The organism is Actinoplanes cyaneus, assembly GCF_016862095.1.
Lineage (GTDB): Bacteria > Actinomycetota > Actinomycetes > Mycobacteriales > Micromonosporaceae > Actinoplanes > Actinoplanes cyaneus.
The window spans coordinates 72,804-90,608 of record NZ_BOMH01000024.1; the positions used below are offsets into that span (position 1 = coordinate 72,804).

Below are 17,805 nucleotides of genomic sequence, written 5' to 3' on the forward strand. Positions count from 1 at the left end.
TGCGCCCACCTCCACGACCACGCCCCGCGAGGCGTGCGGCTGCCGGTCAACCGTACGTCATCGACACGACCTGTCAGGCGTACGACGCGCCGCCCTGACCACCCGCCTGGGACGGCACCGCGCCGGTGGAGATCGGCATCGGCGGGTCGATCCCGTGCGTGGCCACCTTCGAGCGCCGGTTCCAGGAGGCGGCGCTGCTGGTCACCGGCATCGAGGACCCGTACTGCCGTGCACACGGCCCGGACGAAAGCCTGCACCTGGCCGACTTCACCCGGACCTGCCTCGCCGAAGCGCTGCTGCTGGGCCGGCTCGGCGGCGTCCTTTGACGGCCTCCGCGTCCGGTGACGGCGGTGCGAACACGTTGCCCGGGTGCGGGCCGACCTTCTCCCGGGACAGTCCGGCGAGCCGCATCAACGGGCCGACCAGCACGTCGTACAGCGCCGGGGTGGCGACGAAGCCGAACAGGATGAGCTTGTTCGCGGCGCCGACGTTCACCGTCCCCCGCGGGTGGCGAGCACAGCGGACGATGGCCGCCGCCGCCTTCTCCGCCCTGTCGATCGGGGGCGGTGGACGGCCGATGCGCCCCGCGAAGTTCGCGGCGTTGCGGTAGATCGGCGTGTCCACGGCGCCCGGCGAGACCAGGCACACGTGGATGCCGGGAGCGTCGCGGGTCTCCAGCCGCAACGCCCGGACCAGCGCGCGCAGGCCCCACTTACTGGTGACGTACGAACTCGTGTACGGCGTGACGACCGTCCCCAGCAGCGACCCGCCGAAGATCAGGACCCCGCGTCCCCGTTGCCGGAACCGTGCCAGCGCCACCCGGGCCACTGTCGCCGCGCCGAGCAGGTCGGTGGTCACCACCTGGTCGAACACGTCGGCGGGCACGTCCTCGAACCGCCCGTAGGCCATCACCGCGGCGGTGTGCACCCAGACGTCGATGCGATCCCCGGCCGCGGCGGCCACCGCCTCGATGGTGTCCGGCCGGGTTACGTCCGCGACCACGACCGTCACTCCGCCCTCGGCCTCGCCAGGCCCTCCCGCCTCCGCGCCGGCCCGCGCCACCGCACCCGAGTCGACCCCCGGAACCGCGCCCGTGCCGGCCCGCGTCGCCACACCCATGCCAGGCCGCGCCGCCGTGCCCGCGCCAGGCCGCGCCGCCACACCCGTGCCAGGCCGCGCCACCTTGCCCGCACCAGGCCGCGCCACCGCGCCCGATTCCGCCCTGGCGGCCCGGCATTCGGCGGCAACCTCCTCCAGCGCCGGCCCGGAGCGGGAGGAAAGCACCAACCTCGCCCCCGCCCGCGCGAAGGCGAGCGCAGCGGCCCGCCCCACTCCGCTCGATGCCCCGGTGATCACCACGGTTTCCACGGCGAGGAGGTACCCCCGCCGCGCCACCCCAACCGAACCTGCGCCGAGCCGCCGAAGAAAAGCACCGCCCACTCAGCCGAAGGAACATTCCACCGCCCACACGCGAGGAAGAGTTCCACCACCAAGAGGGCGAAGAAAAGCTCCACCACCCCGGATAAAGGAAACCTCCAGGCGCCACGACCGAGGTCGAGGGCGTCCAGTTTCATGGGCCACGACACGGTCGGCGGCGCCACAAGACGATGACAGCCGCGGATAGTGGCAGCGGCAGCGCACGGGCTGCGGGCGGGGGCGGCGGCAACGGCAGCGGCAGCGGCAGCGGCAGCGGCAGCGCACGGCCAGCATCCACGGCAGCGCACGGCAGGGCGGCAGCGCACGGCCGGCGCCTCACGGGCGGCGCACGGCGGGCAGCAGCGGAGGGCCCGCATCACGGGCGGCGCACGGCGGGCGGCAGCGCACGGGCTGCGGGCGGACGGGCGGCAGCGGCAGCGCACGGCAGGCGGCAGCGGACCGCTGGCATCATCCGCAGCGCACGGCGGGCGGCAGCGCACGGGGCTGCGGGCGGACGGGCGGCATCACGGCAGCTCACGGGAGGCAGCAGCGGCGGCGGGCGGCAGCGGGCAGAGCAGCGGCGGGCGGGGACGGCAGCGGACAGGGCGGAGTGGGCGGGGCGGCGGCGGGCGGGGACGGCAGCGGACAGGGCGGCGGCGGGCAGGGGCGGCAGCGGACAGGGCGGCAGCGGGCGGGGCGGCGGGGTTTACGGGATGGGGCGGAAAGCTTCGCGATAGGCCTCGGGGGTCACGCCGCGGGCCCGGCGGAAGTGCCGGCGCAGGGTGTCCGGGCTGCCGAAACCCGAGCGCCGGGCCACCGACGCGACGGTGGCGCCGTCGCGCTCCAGGAGCTCCTCGGCGCGGCGGATGCGCTGGTCCCGTACCCAGGAAGCCGGGGTCGTCCCGGTCGCCGCGGTGAAATGGCGGATGAAGGTGCGCGCGGACATCGCGGCCCGCCCGGCGAGCGCCTCCACCGAGAGGTCCTCGGCCAGGTGCTCCACCGCCCAGTCGAGCAGTTCCGCGAGGCCGGGCCCGGCGTGGGTGGCCGGCACCGGCGTCCGGGCGAACTGCGCCTGCCCGCCGCTGCGGTGCGGCGGCACGACCATCTCGCGAGCGACCCGGTTGGCCACCGCCGCCCCGAACTCGCGCCTGATCAGATGCAGGCACAGGTCGATGGCCGCGGACGACCCGGCGCTGGTCGCGACCGGTCCGTCGACGATGTAGATCGGGTCCGGGTCGACGGTCACCGCGGGGAAGCGCCGGGCCAGTTCGGCCGCCGACGACCAGTGGGTGGTCGCCCGCCGCCCGTCGAGCAGCCCGGTCGCCGCGACCGGGAACGCGCCGGTGCACAGCGCCGCCACTGTCGCGCCGCGGCCGGCCGCCCGGTGCAGCGCCGCGGTCAGCTGCTCGCCGGGCGGCTCCACCATGGGCGACGCGCCGGTCACGATGATCAGGTCGGCGCTGTCGAGGCGTCGCAGGTCGTGGCTGGGCACGATCGTGAAGCCGGAGGACGTGCGCATCGGCTCGCACCGCTGGGCGCAGACCGCGTACTCGTACCGGGGCAGGCCGGACCCGGCCGGGGTCAGCCCGAAGATCTCGCTCGTCACGCCCAGCTCGAAGGCGGGCACCGGCTCGGCCACCACGACCGCGACGTCGGTCAGCACGGCCCCAGCATGGCACGAACTGCGGCATGCGTGGCAGAACTGCCGTCCGCCCACGGGTACGTGCGGGTCATGAGCTTCGGAGGACCACTTCTCATCGTGTACGTCGTGTGGGGTTCCACCTATCTCGCGCAGAAGGTGGGCCTGGCCGGCATCCCGCCGCTGACACTGAACGCGGTGCGCTTCCTGATCGCCGGGGCGCTGCTGTTGGCGTACTGCCGACTGCGGCGGATGCCGCTGCCCGGAAGGCGGCAGTGGCGGGCCGGGGCGCTCCAGGGTCTGCTGCTGCCGGCCGCCGGAACCGGTGGCGCCGCGTGGGCCGAGCAGGAACTTTCCTCCGGGATCACCGCGTTGTTCCTGGCCACGATTCCGCTGTGGATCGTGGTGGGCCGCCGGTTCGCCGACCGGGAGCGGATCTCCTGGCCGGTCGCCACCGGGATCCTCGCCGGGATCGGCGGTGTCGTCGTGCTGGCCCGGCCGGAGGGGACGGGCAGCACGGTGAGCATCGCCGTCGCCCTGGGCGCGGCGCTGTGCTGGGGGCTGGGCTCGGTCTGGGCCGGTCACCTGTCGCTGCCGCGGCCGGCGTTGATGGCCAGCGCCGTGGAGATGCTCTGCGCCGGGGCGATCCTCACGGTCCTGGCCGCGGTCTCCGGCGAGCTCGGCCGGGTGGAGCTGGTTCCACGGTCGGTGCTCGCGCTCGCGTATCTCGTGGTGTTCGGCAGCATCGTCGCGTACACGGCGTACACCTGGCTGCTGGAGAACGTCGCGCCGCGCGTCGCCGGCACCTACGCGTTCGTGAACCCGGTCGTCGCGGTCCTGCTCGGCTGGTGGCTGCTCGGCGAGCCGCTCACCGCGCGGATGCTGGCCGCCACGGTGCTCATCGCGATCGGAGTCGCCCTGATCGTCCTGGCTCCGGGTGCACGACCAGATTCCGGATCAACTTCTCATTCGCGTACGTCGGCCGGCCCGCCCGTGACCGGCAACCCGGCCGCCAGCCAGGCTTCCACGCCGCCGGCCAGGTCGGTCGCCCGGTGCAGTCCGATCGACCGCAGGCTCGCGGCGGCCAGGCTGGACGAGTAGCCCTGGCGGCAGACGACGACGATCTGCACGTCGTAGCAGGTCGCCTCGGGGATCCGGTTCTCCGAGGCCGGGTCGAGCCGCCACTCCAGCACGGTCCGGTCGATCACGATCGCGCCCGGGAGATCGCCCTGCCGGGCCCGCTGCCGGTCGGTGCGGGTGTCGATCAGCAGCGCGCCACCGGTCATCGCCGCCCACGTCTCGTGCGGGTCCAGTCGCCGCATCCCGGCCCGAGCCTGTTCCAGCAGCGCGTCCACGCCGCCTGTCACCGTCGTCACCGGTTGATCATGCCTCGTTTGGCAGGATGGTGCCGTGCGAGCCGTGGTGATCGATGCTGTCCGAGCCCTGCCCGAGGTCCGCGAGGTGCCGGAGCCGGTCGCGCCGCCCGGCGGTGTGGTCGTGCGGGTGATGGCGACCGGGTTGTGCCGCAGCGACTGGCACGGCTGGGCCGGGCACGACGACGACATCACGTTCCCGCACGTGCCCGGGCACGAGCTGGCCGGCGTGGTGGCGGAGGTCGGTGAGGGCGTCGAGCGGTGGCGGGCGGGCGACCGGGTGACGGTCCCGTTCGTGTGCGCGTGCGGCCGGTGCGAGTGGTGCCGGGCCGGGAACGGGCAGGTCTGCCCCGACCAGGAGCAGCCGGGCTTCACCCACTGGGGTTCGTTCGCCGAGCTGGTGGCCCTGCATGCCGCCGACACGAACCTGGTCGCGCTGCCCGAGCAGGTGGGCTACGCGACAGCGGCGAGCCTCGGCTGCCGGTTCGCCACGGCGTACCGGGCTCTCGCGGGACGGGCCCGGGTCACCGCGGGCGAGTGGGTGACGGTGGTCGGCGCCGGCGGCGTCGGGCTGAGCGCCGTGATGATCGCCCGCGCGCTGGGCGGCCGCGCGATCGCTGTCGACCGGAACCCGGAGGCTCTCGCCGTCGCGTCCACGCTCGGCGCCGAGCACGTGATCCTGGCCGGCGGCACCGAGGTCCCGGCCGCGGTCGCGGAGCTGACCGGCGGTGGCAGCCACGTCGCGGTCGACGCGGTCGGCAGCGAGCAGACCTGCTCGGACGCGATCCTGAGCCTGCGCCGCCGGGGCCGGCACGTGCAGGTGGGGCTGCTGCCACCGGTCGGCGGTCACCCGCGGGTGCCGATGGACCGGGTGATCGGCTGGGAGCTGGACGTGCTGGGCAGTCACGGGATGGCGGCCGCTGACTATCCGGCCATGATGGCCCTGATCGCGGACGGCTCGTTGCAGCCGCAGCGCCTGATCGAACGGACCGTGGGCCTGGCCGGGGCCGCGTCCATGCTGCCCGCTTTCGACCGGGCCACGGTCGCCGGCATGACGATGGTCGACCCGTCCCGCTGAGGTACCGGAACCACCCGGCCGAACAGACGACATCGACACCGGCCTATTGACATCGCGACGCGCCGCGACGAACGCTGGGCGGCATGGTGAGCCGCGAACTTCGTCCCGCCCGGGTGGCCGCGTTCCTCGCGCTGCTGCTCACGCTGGTCACGATCCCCGGGACGGCGCTGGCCGTGCCGAAGCCTCTGCAGGTACGGGGACAGACCGTTCTCGCCGGTGATCTGCGGGTGCAGGTGCTGAGCCCCACGCTGCTGCGCCTGGAGTACGCGGCCGACCAGAAGTTCGAGGACCGGGCCACCTTCAACGCCGTCGACCGGGACCCGGGCCGGACCTGGTTCCGGGCGACCGCCGCCCGCGGTGAGCTGCGGGTCCGCACGAGCGCGGTGACCCTGCACTACCGGCTCGGCAGCGGCCCGGTCACGGCCGCGAACACCACGCTGGACCTGACCGTCGCCGGTCGGCGCGTCAGCGTGCACCCGGAGTTCGGCGGGCCGGCCGGGGAACCGCTCGGCGGCTGGTACCGCGGGCTCGACTACTACGCCGGGCAGGCCGGACCGGTCGACCAGCTCACCCTGCACCCCGGCCTGCTCGACAAGCGCGGGTGGTACCTGCTCGACGACACGACGACGGCCGTGCGCACCACGGACGGCTGGGTCACCGCGCGGCCCGCGCACACCGGGGCCTACCAGGACGGATACCTCTTCGGGTACGGCCACGACTACCCCCGTGCGCTCGCCGACCTGCGCACGCTGACCGGGCCGTCGGTGCTGCCTCCCGAGTGGGCGTTCGGCACGTGGTTCTCGAAGTATCAGGCGTACAGCGCCGCCGACTACGAGAACGAACTGCTGCCGGCGTTCAAGAGCCATCGGGTGCCGCTCGACTCGCTCGTCATGGACACCGACTGGAAGGCGCCGAACCAGTGGGCAGGCTGGAACTGGAACACCGGCCTGTTCCCCGATCCGGCCGCGTTCCTCGCGCACCTGAAGTCGGAGGGGATCAACGCGACGCTGAACGTGCACGCGGCGATCAGCGGCGACGATCCGCGGTTCGCGCAGGCACAGGCCACCGCCAAGGGCAAGCTCCAGCCGGCCGCCAGCAGTTTCGCGCCGAACCCCTACCGCTTCGACTGGGGCGACCGGGACCAGGCCGCCGCGTACACGCAGCTCCACCAGCAGTTCGAGAACCAGGGCGTACGGCAGTGGTGGCTCGACTACTGCTGCGACGACAGCACCGTGAGCACGGCCGGGGTCACCCCGGACAGCTGGGTGAACGAGCTGTACCGGCGGGACGGTGAGGCTCGCGGGCTGCGCGGGTTCTCGCTCGCGCGGATCGGGGCGGCTTTCCCGGCGTACGCGCAGATCGGCTCCTCCGGTCCTTGGAGCGAGCACCGGAGCACCGTGCATTTCACGGGTGACACCGAGGCGACCTTCGCCACGCTGGCGTTCGCGGCGGCGATGACTCCGGCCGAAGGCGCGAGCATCGGGCAGTCCTACGTCAGTCACGACATCGGCAGTTTCGCCGGGAAGCACCTCAGCGACGATCTTTATCTTCGCTGGGTGCAGCTCGGCGCGTTCCAGCCGATCCTGCGGCTGCACTCCGATCACGGCGATCGGCTGCCGTGGGAGTACGACGACGTGGTCGGCGGGCCGGCCGCGGACTTCCTGCGGCTGCGCGAGTCGCTGGTGCCCTACCTCTACACGGCGGCCCGGCAGAACTACGACACCGGGATGCCGATGGCGCGGGCGCTCTACCTGACCTGGCCGCAGCAGGCCGAGGCCTACCGGCACGACACCGAGTACCTGCTGGGCGACTCGTTGCTGGTCGCGCCGGTGACGACGCCGGGGCTCAGCACCACGGCGACGGTCTGGTTCCCGCCGGGCACCTGGACGGACTTCTTCACCGGGGAGACGTTCCGCGGGCCGGCCACCCGGACGGTCGGGGCCACGCCCGATCACATGCCGGTCTACGTGCGAGCCGGCGGGATCCTGGCGCAGCGGGCCGGGGACGTGAACGTTTCCGGTCAGGCCAAGGACCGGTTGACGCTGACCGCCTACCCGCACGCCACGGGTTCCACCTCGGTCTACGAGGACTCCGGGGACGGGCTCGGATACCGCGGCGGGCAGTCCGCGCGCATTCCGGTGCACTTCACCGGGAGCCGCCTGACCGTCGGGCCGGTCACCGGCTCCTACCCCGGCGCGCCGGCCACCCGGCGCTACACCGTGGCGTTCGCCGGGGTGTCACGCCCGCACCACGTCACGGTCGGCGGGCGGGCCGCTCCGTTCACCTACGACGCCGCGAAACACCTGCTCACCGTGGACGTGCCCGCGACCCCGGCGGGACGGGCGGTCACCGTCGAGCACGACGGGACGGCGCTCACCGTCGGGCAGCGGCCGGCGGTGGAGACCACGTTCGTCGCGCCGGACGGGCTGCAGTCGGGCGCGACCAGCACGCTCGTGGCCACGACCACCAACCGCGGGCCGGGGACGATCACCGGGGTCTCGGCCGCCGTCGACGCGCCGGCCGGGTGGGTGATCACGCCGCGGACGCCGACGACCACTGCCTCGCTGGCTCCCGGGAAGAGCTTCACCATCACGTACGACGCGACGCCCGCCGGAGCCTCGCCACGGACGCAACCGGTGGCGGTGCGCGTCACGTACCGGAATCCGGACGGCACCACGTCCACGGCGCCGGCCGGGCTGACCGTGCCACTGAAACCGGTCGACGTGACGTTCCGCGTGCTCGCGCCGCCGGGCACGCCACCGGACGCGACGCTCTACGTGCCCGGGAGCATCGCGCAGCTCGGGCCGTGGGACCCGGGCAAGCAGCCCATGACGTACCGCGGGAACGGGATCTGGGAAGCGACGGTGTCGATCCTGGACGGGACGGACCTGCAGTACAAGTACACCCGGGGCACGTGGGAGACCGTGGAGGAGTGGGGCTCGATCACCGGCACCAACAACCGCAACGTCACCGTCGACGGCGGGATCACGCACACGATGCTCGTCGACGACACGGCCACCACCGGGCCGGACATCCACCGGGCCATCGAGTTCTGGCGGGATCCGCTGGTGGTGTCGACGGCGGCGACGGCTGACGCGGTCACGGTCACCTTCCAGCGCGACGTCCAGCCGACCGGGGCCGACTTCGCCGGATCGATGGTCGTGAACGGCGTGCCCGGAACGGTCACCGAGACGACGCCGGGCACGCTGGTCTGGACCCCGGCGACCCCGTTGCCGTCCGGCACCTACACGGCCACGGTCTCGCAAGTGACCAGCGCCGTCTCCGACGGGGTGCCGATCCGGGCGCCGTACACCTTCACGTTCACGATCGGTCAGGCGTAGACCAGGCGTTCGATGGCCTGGGCGAGGTCGGCGACGGCCTCTTCCAGGTCGGTGTCGGTCGCCGCGGCCAGCTGCTCGTACCGGGCGTCCCGGATCGCCGAGATCATCTCGGCGAGGCGGTGGGCCGCCAGCGTGGTGGTCGCCGAGCCCTGTTCCTGGTCCCTGCGGATCTTGTCGGCGGCCCGCTCGTCGTAGCGGGCCTTCACCCGGCCGGTGAACTCGCGCAGCTCCCCCGAGGTCGGCGTGCAGGCCAGGATGCCGGCGTGCTCGCGCCACAGCCGGGCCGAGGCGCGCAGTTGCTCGCGCAGCAGCTCCGGGGAGGGTCCGGTGCTGTCGAACCAGACGTGCGAATCGCCCAGCTCGTCCCAGAAGCGGCCCATCAGCGCGGTCAGCACGGCATCCTTGGTGCGGAAGTAGAAGTAGAACCCGGTGCGGGACAACCCGGCCACCTTGGCCAGGTCGTCGATGGTGACCGCGTCGTACGACTTCTCGGCGAACAGCTTGCGCGCCGCCTCGAGGATGGCGGCCTCGCGCAGATCACCCTTCGACGGGCCGTTACGCCTGGTCTGTCCCATGATCCCCAACCTTACCGGTGTGACTCTCGACGCTTGACGGGAAAATTCGACGGTACGTCAAGTTTCGTGTCTAGCATGTCGCAGGTGACACGTCCCGTACGCCCGGCTCTGCTGCTCCTCGCGGCCGCCGCCGGCAGTTTCCTGCTCTCCATGATCCAGTCCGTGCCGGTGCCGGTCCTGCCGCAGATCGCGCAGCAGCTCGGTGTCGACGCCACCACCGTCGGGTGGGTGACCACCGCGACCCTGCTCGCCGCCTCCGCCTGCACCCCACTGCTCGGCCGGCTCGGGCACGTGCTCGGCATCAAGCCGGTCTTCGTCGCCACCCTCGTCGTGACCCTGGTCGGCAGCATCCTGGCCGCGACCGCGCACGACATCGGCTGGCTCATCGCCGCCCGGATCATGCAGGGCACCAGCTTCGGCCTGTTCCCGCTCGGCATCAGCCTGCTGCGCCACGAGCTGCCCGCGACCAAGCTCACCAACAGCATGGCCGTGGTCGCGTCGACGCTCGGGGTCGGCGGCGGTGTCGCGCTGGTCGCGGCGGGCCTGCTGACCCAGCACGACGCCGACTACCGCCGGGTGTTCTGGCTGTGCGTGGCCGTCAGCGCGATCGCCCTGGCACTGTCGCTGACCCTGCCCCGGCGCGCCGGAGCCGGCGGCAAGGTCGACCTGGTCGGCGCGGTCGTGCTCTCCGCCGGCCTGGTCAGCCTGCTGCTGCCGATCTCGCAGGGACACACCTGGGGCTGGACCTCGGCCCGCGTGCTCGTGCTCTTCGCGGCCGCCGCGGTCATCCTGGTCGGCTTCCTGCTGCTGGAACGCCGGATGGCCGCCCCGCTCGTCTCCGTGCAGCTGCTCAGCCACCGGCCGATCCTCGTCACCAATCTGGCGGCGATGGCGGTCGGCTTCGCGATGTTCGCGCTGCAGCTGGCCACCAGCTACTTCGTGCAGAGCCCGCGGGCGTTCACCGGCTTCGGCTTCACCGCCACGGTCCTGCAGACCAGCGTGATCTTCCTGCTGCCGGGCGCCGCGGCCAGCATCGTCGTCGGCCCGATCGCCGGCCGTCTCGTCGGCCGCATCGGCCCGCGCCCGGTGCTCGCCCTGGCCTGCGGCATCGCGGCGCTCGCCACGGCGTCGCTGGCGTTCCTGCACGACAGCAAGGGCGCGGTCATCGCCGGGTTCGTCGTGGCCAGCTGCGCGATCGCCATGGCGTACGCGTCGATGCCGGCCCTGCTCATCCAGCACGTCGACCCGCACGACACCGGCATCGCCAACTCGATCAACTCGATCATGCGCACGATCGGCGGCACGATCGGCAGCGCCCTGGTCATCACGATCCTGGCCGGCCAGACCCACCGCGTCGGCGCGGTCGAGCTGCCGACCGAGAACGCCTACAAGATCAGCTACGTCCTGGGGGCGGTCGTCTTCGCGGTCGGCGGGGCCCTGGTTCTGCTCTTCATCGACCGGACCCGTCCCGCCGGGCACGCCCTGGAGCCGGAGCCCCGCTCCGAGGCGGTGCCGCAGCCGGCCCGCGCCTGAACCTCAGCCGCACGGCACGGAGCGAACACCCCCGCGAGGTCGGTCCGGGTCCCGGCCACGACGCACGCACGCACGGTTCCGGCTGGTGCTCACGGTCGTATCAACGGCCCGATAACGACCGTGAGAACCAGCCGGGGGCGCACGCCGCGCACTTACCCGGAGCGGCAGCGGCCTCGCGTACCGGACACCACGCGACCCCACGAGCGGTCCCGGCCGCGACGCACGCCGGGCGCGGCCCAAGCCGCGACACACGCCGGGCGCGGTCCGGGCCGCGACGCGGCTGGGTCAGCGGCGGGCTCGGGCGCCGGCTGCGATGGCGACGCCGAGCGCGGCCAGGCCGATCTGCAGGATCAGCTCGATCCAGTCGATGCCGGGGGTGTCGTCGACGCCGATCGCCGCCGCGATGAACGTGCCGATCAGGGCGGCGACGACGCCGATGACGAGGGTGAGCCAGATCGGGATGTTCTGCTTGCCGGGCACGGCGAGCCGGCCGAGCGCGCCGATGATCAGGCCGATGATGATCGCGGTGAAGATGCCGGTGATTTCCACGCTGCGGCCCCCTGTGAGGAATCGATCCCGGGCTGATTGTGCCCGGCGATACGCTCCTCAGGCCGGCGGCGGGAACGGATAGTCGACATAGGCGAAACGGCGCGAATCGGGAGACCAGCTGTTGACGTTGATCGTTCCCTGGCCGCCGGGCAGCGCCACGACCGTCCGGGGCGAGCGCCAGTCGTCGCCGGTGACGAGCCGCAGTTCGACGGGCAGGTCGGCCGGGTGCCCCCGGGTTCCGGGCGGGTAGCTCAGGTAGACGGCGAGGCGGCCGTCCGGCGAGAGGTGCGGGAACCAGTTGACCCGCTCGTCGAAGGTGAGCTGTTCCAGGCCGGTGCCGTCCGGGCGGATGCGGGCGATCTGCGCGCCCGGGCCGAAGCGCTCGGTGTTGAAGTAGATCCAGGCGCCGTCCGGCGTGTACTCGGGGCCGTCGTCCGGCCCGCTCCCGGGAGAGGTCAGCCGCGTCGACGGCCCACCTCCGGAACCGATGGTCCACAGATTGCCGGCGTCCCACCGCTGCCCCTCGATGCCCACGTACGCGAGGGTCGCCCCGTCCGGGCTCACCCCGTGCAGGAAGTGCATCCGGTCCTCGTGCGTCACCCGCCGCACCGCTCCCCCGCGCAGCGACGCCTCGTAGAGGTGACCGTCGTCAGCGGACACGAAGATCGCGTCCCCGGTGCCGAGCACGTGATCGTTGTTGAGTCCGGGCACGCCGTCGAGCGGGATCCGCACGGGCGCCGAGCCGGGGAGGACGGGCAGCCGCCAGAGCAGCCCGTCCCCGTTGAGGATGAGGTCACCGTCCGCACTCCAGTTCGGCGCCTCGAACAGCACGGACGAGCTGGTGTGCACCAGCGACGGGACGCCGGTGCTCACCTCGTACGTCCAGATCCTGCATTTCTGGTTTTCGGCGAGGGTGCGTGCGGATCCCATCGCCCGAGCCTACGTGCGGATCAGCGGTCCGGAGATCATGGCCAGCGGGCGGGGCGGCAGCGGTTCACGTGACGCCGCGGCGAGCGAGGCGACGATCTCGCCGGAGCGGACCGCCACCGCCGACAGCAGCGTCGACGTGATCCCGTGGACGTGCTCGGTCCCGCCCTGCAGGTAGATTCCCGCCCGCAGATCAGGATCGGTCACGACGCGGTAGTCCCGTTCGACCCGGAGCAGGTTCTGATCGTCGCGCCGGCAGTGCGCGCCGGCCGTGCCAAGCAGCCGGGTCACGTCGACCGGGCGGTATCCGGTGGCGTAGACGATCGCGTCGGCCTCCAGGGGCGTCCGCTCGCCGGTCGGCAGGTGCTCGACGACAGCGGTGACCCCGTCCGGGCGCGCCTGCACGCTGGTGACCTGCGACGCGTTCAGCATCCGCAGCCGTTCGCGGCCGAGCACCTTCTCCCGGTACGCGCGCCGGTAGAGGTCCTCGATCAGGTCCCGGTCGACGACCGAGTAGTTGGTGCCGCGGTGGTAGTCGAAGAGCATCCGCTTCACGTCGTCCGGCGCGTCGAAGTACAGGTCGACGGCCCCCGGGTCGAAGATCCCGTTGACGAAGTTGCTGTCGTCGGCCGGGCTGTAGCCGTACCGGGAGAAGACCGAGCACACCTCGGCGGTCGGGTACCGCTCGTGCAGGAACGACACCGACTCGGCGGCGCTCTGCCCGGCACCGACCACGATGAAGCGCCGCGGCTCGGCGACCTCGAACGCGGCCGCCCGGTGCAGGATGTCCAGGTTGTGCCAGACCCGTTCGGCGGGCGCGACGCCCGGCGGAAGGCTTGACTCCAGGCCGACGGCGACCGACACATTGCGCGTACGGAACGTGCGCGCCCCCGCCGTCACGTCGAGGAGAGCCCCGCCGTCCACCGGCGTCACGTCGGTGACCGCGTGGCCGTACCGCACGCTGTCCTTCATCCGCCCGGCCGCCCACCGCAGGTAGTCGTGGAACTCCACGCGCAGCGGATACATGCTCTTGTAGTTGATGAAGTCGGCGAGCCGCCCCTGCGCGTGCAGGTAGGACACGAAGCTGAAGTCGCTCGCCGGGTTGCGCATCGTGACCAGGTCCTTGAGGAACGACACCTGCATGGTGGCGTCCTCGAACAGCATGCCCCGGTGCCACCCGAAGTCGTCCTGCTTCTCCAGGAAGACCGCGCGCAGCCGCTCACCGGGCGCACAGCGGTCGTTGTGCTCCGCGATCGCGATGGCCAGGGCCAGGTTGGAGGGCCCGAATCCGATGCCGACCAGGTCGTACACGTCGTTTTCCTGCATGTTGGTGGCCTCCATGGGTTCAGCTCGCGGTGGCACGCAACGCCGCGCGCAGCTCGCGCCGGCTGACCTTGCCGACGCCGGTGACGGGGAACGCGTCGAGCACCCGGACCCGGTCCGGGATCTTGTAGGCGGCCAGGCCGCGCTCGCGCAGGTAGGTGCGTACCTCGGACAGCTTCGGGGCGGCCGTCCCGTCGCGGGCCACGACGAACGCGCACGTGCGCTCGCCGAGGTAGGGGTCGGGCACCGCGACGACCGCGACGTCGTGCACGGCCGGGTGGGTGAGCAGGTGGTTCTCGACCTCCTCGGCGGCGATCTTCTCGCCACCGCGGTTGATCTGGTCCTTGGCGCGCCCCTCGACGACCAGGTAACCGTCCGGCCGCCGGCGCACCAGGTCACCGGTGCGGTAAAAACCTTCGCCGGTGAACGCGGTCCGATTGTGTTCTTCAGCGTTCCAATAACCCCTGATGGTGTACGGGCCCCGGGTCAGCAGATGCCCGACCGTCCCGTCCGGGACGGGCCGGTCATCGTCGTCCACGATCAGCACCTCGTCGTCGGGAGAGATCGGCCGGCCCTGCGTGTGCAGCACCACGTCGTCCGGGTCGTCCAGCCGCGTGTAGTTGACCAGGCCCTCCGCCATCCCGAAGACCTGCTGCAACTGGCAGCCGAGGACCGGGCGCACCCGTGCGGCCACGGCGTCGGCCAGCTTGGCCCCGCCGACCTGGAGCACGTCGAGGCTGGACAGGTCGGGCTTCTCGGCGGCGCCCGCGACGGCGTCCAGCCACAGGTGCGCGAGCGGCGGGACGACGGCGGTGATGGTGACCCGTTCCCGCTCGATCAGCGGGAACACCGTCGCCGGGTCGGGTCGCGGCGCCAGCACGATCCGGCCGCCGGTGTGCAGGACGCCGAGGACGCCGGGCGAGGACATGGTGAAGTTGTGCGCGACCGGCAGCGCGGTCAGGTAGACGCTGTCCGGGGTGAGCCCGCAGATCGTGGCGCTCTCCCGGACGCTGTAGAGGTAGTCGTCGTGGGTGCGCGGGATCAGCTTCGGCAGCCCGGTGCTGCCCCCGGACAGCTGAAGAAAAGCAACGTCCGAGGACTGCGGGCCGGCAGGCAGGACGGACGGATCGCCGTCCACGCCGGCCAGGTCACCGACCAGGATCACCCGGGCGTCGCCCGCCGCCGGGGCCAGTTCGGCGTGCTCGGTGATGAAGGCGACCGCCGCCGTGTGGGAGCAGAAGTAGCCGATCTCCGAGCTCCGGTGCGCCGGAAGGGCGAACACCGGCAGCGCCCCGAGCCGGAACAGCGCGAAGATCACCTCGAAGTACTCGGCCACGTTGGGCAGTTGCACCACGACCCGGTCGCCGGCGCGGACGCCCTGCGCGTGCAGGCCCGCGGCCAGCCGCTGCGCGCGGTCGAAGAGCTGCCGGTAGGTGATCCGGCGATCGCCGTCGACGACGGCGACGCGGGAGGCGAAGGAGGAACGGGCCGGGTCGACGAGGTGGTCGAGGGTCTGGCCCGTCCAGTAGCCGCGGGCGCGGTAACGGGCGGCGAAGTCGTCAGGCCACATCGGCGTTCTCCACTCCCAGCGCGCTGAGCAGGGTGCCCAGCTTGGCCGTGGTCTCGGCGAGCTCCGCGGACGGATCGGAGTCGGCGACGACGCCCGCGCCCGCGTAGAGGTCTATGCCGGACGGTCCGGCGGTCGCGCAGCGGATGGTGACCGCCCACTCCCCGTCCCCCGCGGCGTCCACCCAGCCGACCATGCCGGTGTAGAACCCCCGGTCGAACGGTTCGAGCCGCCCGATCGCCTCGCGCGCGGCCGGGGTCGGCGTCCCGCAGACCGCCGGCGTCGGGTGCAGCGCGGTCGCCAGCTCCAGCGCGGAGACGGCCGGGTCGGCGATCTCCCCGGTGATCAGGGTCGACAGGTGCCACATCGTCGCGGTCGCGACCAGCGACGGCTCGGCCGGCGCGTCCAGCGAGGAGCAGTAGCGCCGCAGCACCTCGGCCACCTGCTCGCTGACGACGGCGTGCTCGTGCCGGTCCTTGGCGGAGGCGAGCAGCTCGGCGGCGCGGCGGCGGTCCTCCACCGGGTCGGCGCTGCGAGCCGCGGAGCCGGCCAGGGGGTTGGCGGTCACGGTCCGCCCGTGCCGCGCGACCAGCAGCTCCGGGCTGGCGCCGAAGAGCGTCCGCCCGGCGCCCAGGTCCACCGCGAACGTGTAGCCGCCCGGGTCGCGACCGGTCAGCGCCCGCACCACCGGCGCCGGATCGAAACCGGACACCTCGGCGTGCAGCGACCGGGCGAGCACCACCTTCGTGTACCGCCCGTCGCGGATCTCGGCGACCGCCCGGGCCACCGCGTCGCGGTACCCGCCGGGCGTCGGCACCGGGCGCAGTGCGCCGATGCCGAACGGCGACGGCCGGCCCGGCACGGCGACCGGGGCGCCACCGCGGCGCAGACGCTGCGGGACGATCAGGCGCGCGTCGGCGCCCGGGGCGAACGGGACGGCGCCGACCACGGTACGGACCTCGTGGCCGGCCGCCTCGGCGACCCCGAGCACGGCGCCGACCCGGCGGGCCAGGTCGGCGTGCCCGTCGGCGCGGCCGGACGGCGGCACCGCGAAGTAGGTGCCCTCGGCGAGCAGCGTGCCCCGCGGCGAGGCGAACAGTGAGGACTCGCCGGGCTGGTAGCCGGCCAGGAGTTCGGCGGCGCCGGTGGTGGCGGTGTCGGTGGAGACGGCGGTCATCGGTGGGCTCCGGTGGTGACGGGGGTTCCGGTGGGGGTTCCGGCGAGGGCGAGCTCCCGCTGCTGCTCGGCGGGCGTCTGTTCGAGGCGGGACATGGCCAGGCGCAGGATCGGCGGGCCCATCACCGAGGTGACGACCGCGATCAGGACGATCACCGTGTACGTCGCGATCGACAGCACGCCCAGCCGCAGGCCGGTGGTGGCGACGACGACCTCGACGACGCCACGCGCGTTCATGCCGGCACCCAGCGCGATCCCCTCCCAGTGCGAGAGGCGGCTGGCCCGGGCGCCGAGGTAGGCCCCGGCGAACTTGCCGATCACCGCCACCAGCAGCAGCGCGATCCCGGCGAGCAGCACCTTCGGGTCGGCCAGCGCGGTCAGGTCCATCCGCAGGCCGGCGGTGGCCAGGAACAGCGGCGCGAGCACGCTGAGCACCACGGTCCGCAACGGCGTGAGGTCCTTCCAGAGCAGGCCCTCGCCGTCGCGCGCCTGGCCGATCAGCAGGCCGGCCACGAACGCGCCGAACAGGGCCTCCATCCCCATCGCCTGGGTGGCTGCCGCGCCGAGCAGGATCACCACGACCGCGACGGTCACCCGGGGGCCACCGTGGACGCGGCGCATCAGCCATCGCGCGGCCGGGCGCCCGAGGAAGTACGCGGCGGCGACGAACAGCACCAGGTACAGGATCGACAGCGAGACGGCCCCGGCCCGTACGCCCGTGGTCGCGGCGGCCGAGACCACCGACAACAGGAACCAGCCGACGGCGTCGTCCACCGTCCCGGCGGCGAGGGTGAGCTGGCCGATGTCGCGGTGCAGCAACCCCATGTCGGCGAGGATCTTGGCGATCACCGGGATCGCCGTCACGCACATCGCCACGCCCAGGAACAGCGCGAACACGCCGCGCTCGGAGTGGTCGGTGAGCAGCGCGGCGGGTACCAGGAAGCCGGCGCCGACACCGAGCGCGAGCGGCAGCAGCAACCCGGCCAGGCTGACCCGCAACCCGGTCACGCCACGCTTGCGCAGCATCGTGGTGTCGAGCTGGATGCCGGTGACGCCGACCAGCAGCAGCACGCCGAACTGGCCGACCGCGTCGACCAGGTGCAGCTGGCCCGCGTCGGCGGGCAACACCCAGGAGAGCAGCCCGGGGGCGATCGTGCCGAGCAGCGACGGCCCGAGCAGGACGCCGGTGAGCAGCTCACCGACGAGCGCGGGCAGGCCGAGCCGGACCGCGAGCCGGCCCAGGCCGAGCGCGACCACCAGCAGGACCGAGACCTGGAGCAGGAACGTCAGCAGCACATGTGGGTCAAG

At 73.0% G+C, this 17,805-nt stretch carries 13 protein-coding genes and 3 pseudogenes; 5 read left to right on the forward strand and 11 right to left on the reverse strand.

Annotated elements, in window-relative coordinates; all coding sequences use genetic code 11:
* Window positions 1-104: 104 nt before the first annotated feature.
* Window positions 105-326, forward strand: a pseudogene (locus tag Acy02nite_RS47735) (dipeptidase); the annotation flags it as partial.
* Here the strand turns inward: Acy02nite_RS47735 and Acy02nite_RS15970 are convergent.
* The 3 genes and pseudogenes from Acy02nite_RS15970 to Acy02nite_RS15980 form a co-directional block, all read right to left on the reverse strand.
* Window positions 268-1,119, reverse strand: coding sequence for an SDR family oxidoreductase (locus Acy02nite_RS15970; protein WP_203741375.1), 852 nt, complete (start codon window positions 1,117-1,119; stop codon window positions 268-270). The pseudogene Acy02nite_RS47735 and the gene Acy02nite_RS15970 sit on opposite strands and share 59 nt — an antisense overlap.
* A 114-nt stretch (window positions 1,120-1,233) precedes the next feature.
* Window positions 1,234-1,440: pseudogene (locus tag Acy02nite_RS47490) on the reverse strand (SDR family NAD(P)-dependent oxidoreductase); the annotation flags it as partial.
* 682 nt (window positions 1,441-2,122) lie between these two features.
* Window positions 2,123-3,079 carry a GlxA family transcriptional regulator gene (locus Acy02nite_RS15980; RefSeq protein WP_239174888.1) on the reverse strand — a complete coding sequence of 319 codons (957 nt, stop codon included), beginning with the start codon at window positions 3,077-3,079 and terminating at the stop codon, window positions 2,123-2,125.
* Between the two features lie 69 nt (window positions 3,080-3,148).
* Here Acy02nite_RS15980 and Acy02nite_RS15985 point away from each other — a divergent pair.
* Window positions 3,149-3,970, forward strand: a pseudogene (locus Acy02nite_RS15985) (EamA family transporter); the annotation flags it as partial.
* 50 nt (window positions 3,971-4,020) lie between these two features.
* On the opposite strand, the gene Acy02nite_RS46525 reads toward Acy02nite_RS15985, so the two are convergent.
* A complete protein-coding gene (locus Acy02nite_RS46525) occupies window positions 4,021-4,377 on the reverse strand; it encodes a rhodanese-like domain-containing protein (RefSeq protein ID WP_239174901.1) in 357 nt (118 codons plus the stop codon).
* Window positions 4,378-4,465: 88 nt separating this feature from the next.
* Here Acy02nite_RS46525 and Acy02nite_RS15990 point away from each other — a divergent pair, with 88 nt between their 5' ends.
* Window positions 4,466-5,506, forward strand: a complete 1,041-nt coding sequence (locus Acy02nite_RS15990; RefSeq protein ID WP_203741312.1) for a zinc-dependent alcohol dehydrogenase family protein — start codon at window positions 4,466-4,468, stop codon at window positions 5,504-5,506.
* An 83-nt stretch (window positions 5,507-5,589) separates the two neighbouring features.
* The gene (locus tag Acy02nite_RS15995; protein WP_203741313.1) at window positions 5,590-8,847 is read left to right on the forward strand and encodes a TIM-barrel domain-containing protein; all 3,258 of its coding nucleotides are present in this window, start codon (window positions 5,590-5,592) and stop codon (window positions 8,845-8,847) included.
* Here Acy02nite_RS15995 and Acy02nite_RS16000 read toward each other — a convergent pair.
* Window positions 8,838-9,422, reverse strand: coding sequence for a TetR/AcrR family transcriptional regulator (locus Acy02nite_RS16000; protein ID WP_203741314.1), 585 nt, complete (start codon window positions 9,420-9,422; stop codon window positions 8,838-8,840). The two genes, Acy02nite_RS15995 and Acy02nite_RS16000, sit on opposite strands and share 10 nt — an antisense overlap.
* Before the next feature lie 84 nt (window positions 9,423-9,506).
* Here Acy02nite_RS16000 and Acy02nite_RS16005 point away from each other — a divergent pair, with 84 nt between their 5' ends.
* Window positions 9,507-10,955, forward strand: a complete 1,449-nt coding sequence (locus Acy02nite_RS16005) for an MFS transporter (protein WP_203741315.1) — start codon at window positions 9,507-9,509, stop codon at window positions 10,953-10,955.
* Between the two features lie 285 nt (window positions 10,956-11,240).
* On the opposite strand, the gene Acy02nite_RS16010 is transcribed toward Acy02nite_RS16005, so the two are convergent.
* The 6 genes from Acy02nite_RS16010 to Acy02nite_RS16035 are packed head-to-tail and all read right to left on the reverse strand — an operon-like array spanning window position 11,241 to window position 17,793.
* Window positions 11,241-11,504, reverse strand: a complete 264-nt coding sequence (locus Acy02nite_RS16010) for a GlsB/YeaQ/YmgE family stress response membrane protein (RefSeq protein ID WP_203741316.1) — start codon at window positions 11,502-11,504, stop codon at window positions 11,241-11,243.
* Between the two features lie 57 nt (window positions 11,505-11,561).
* Window positions 11,562-12,434: a TolB family protein gene (locus tag Acy02nite_RS16015; RefSeq protein WP_203741318.1), complete on the reverse strand. Its 873-nt coding sequence runs from the start codon at window positions 12,432-12,434 to the stop codon at window positions 11,562-11,564.
* A gap of 9 nt (window positions 12,435-12,443) precedes the next feature.
* A complete protein-coding gene (locus Acy02nite_RS16020) occupies window positions 12,444-13,772 on the reverse strand; it encodes a lysine N(6)-hydroxylase/L-ornithine N(5)-oxygenase family protein (protein ID WP_239174892.1) in 1,329 nt (442 codons plus the stop codon).
* Window positions 13,773-13,776: 4 nt separating this feature from the next.
* Window positions 13,777-15,324, reverse strand: coding sequence for a (2,3-dihydroxybenzoyl)adenylate synthase (locus tag Acy02nite_RS16025; RefSeq protein WP_203741320.1), 1,548 nt, complete (start codon window positions 15,322-15,324; stop codon window positions 13,777-13,779).
* On the reverse strand, window positions 15,314-16,498 hold the full coding sequence (locus Acy02nite_RS16030; protein WP_203741322.1) for an isochorismate synthase: 1,185 nt from the start codon (window positions 16,496-16,498) through the stop codon (window positions 15,314-15,316). The genes Acy02nite_RS16025 and Acy02nite_RS16030 overlap by 11 nt, the downstream gene beginning before the upstream one ends.
* Window positions 16,495-17,793: a cation:proton antiporter gene (locus Acy02nite_RS16035; RefSeq protein ID WP_264653371.1), complete on the reverse strand. Its 1,299-nt coding sequence runs from the start codon at window positions 17,791-17,793 to the stop codon at window positions 16,495-16,497. Before Acy02nite_RS16035 ends, Acy02nite_RS16030 begins: the two co-directional genes overlap by 4 nt.
* Window positions 17,794-17,805: the final 12 nt, after the last annotated feature.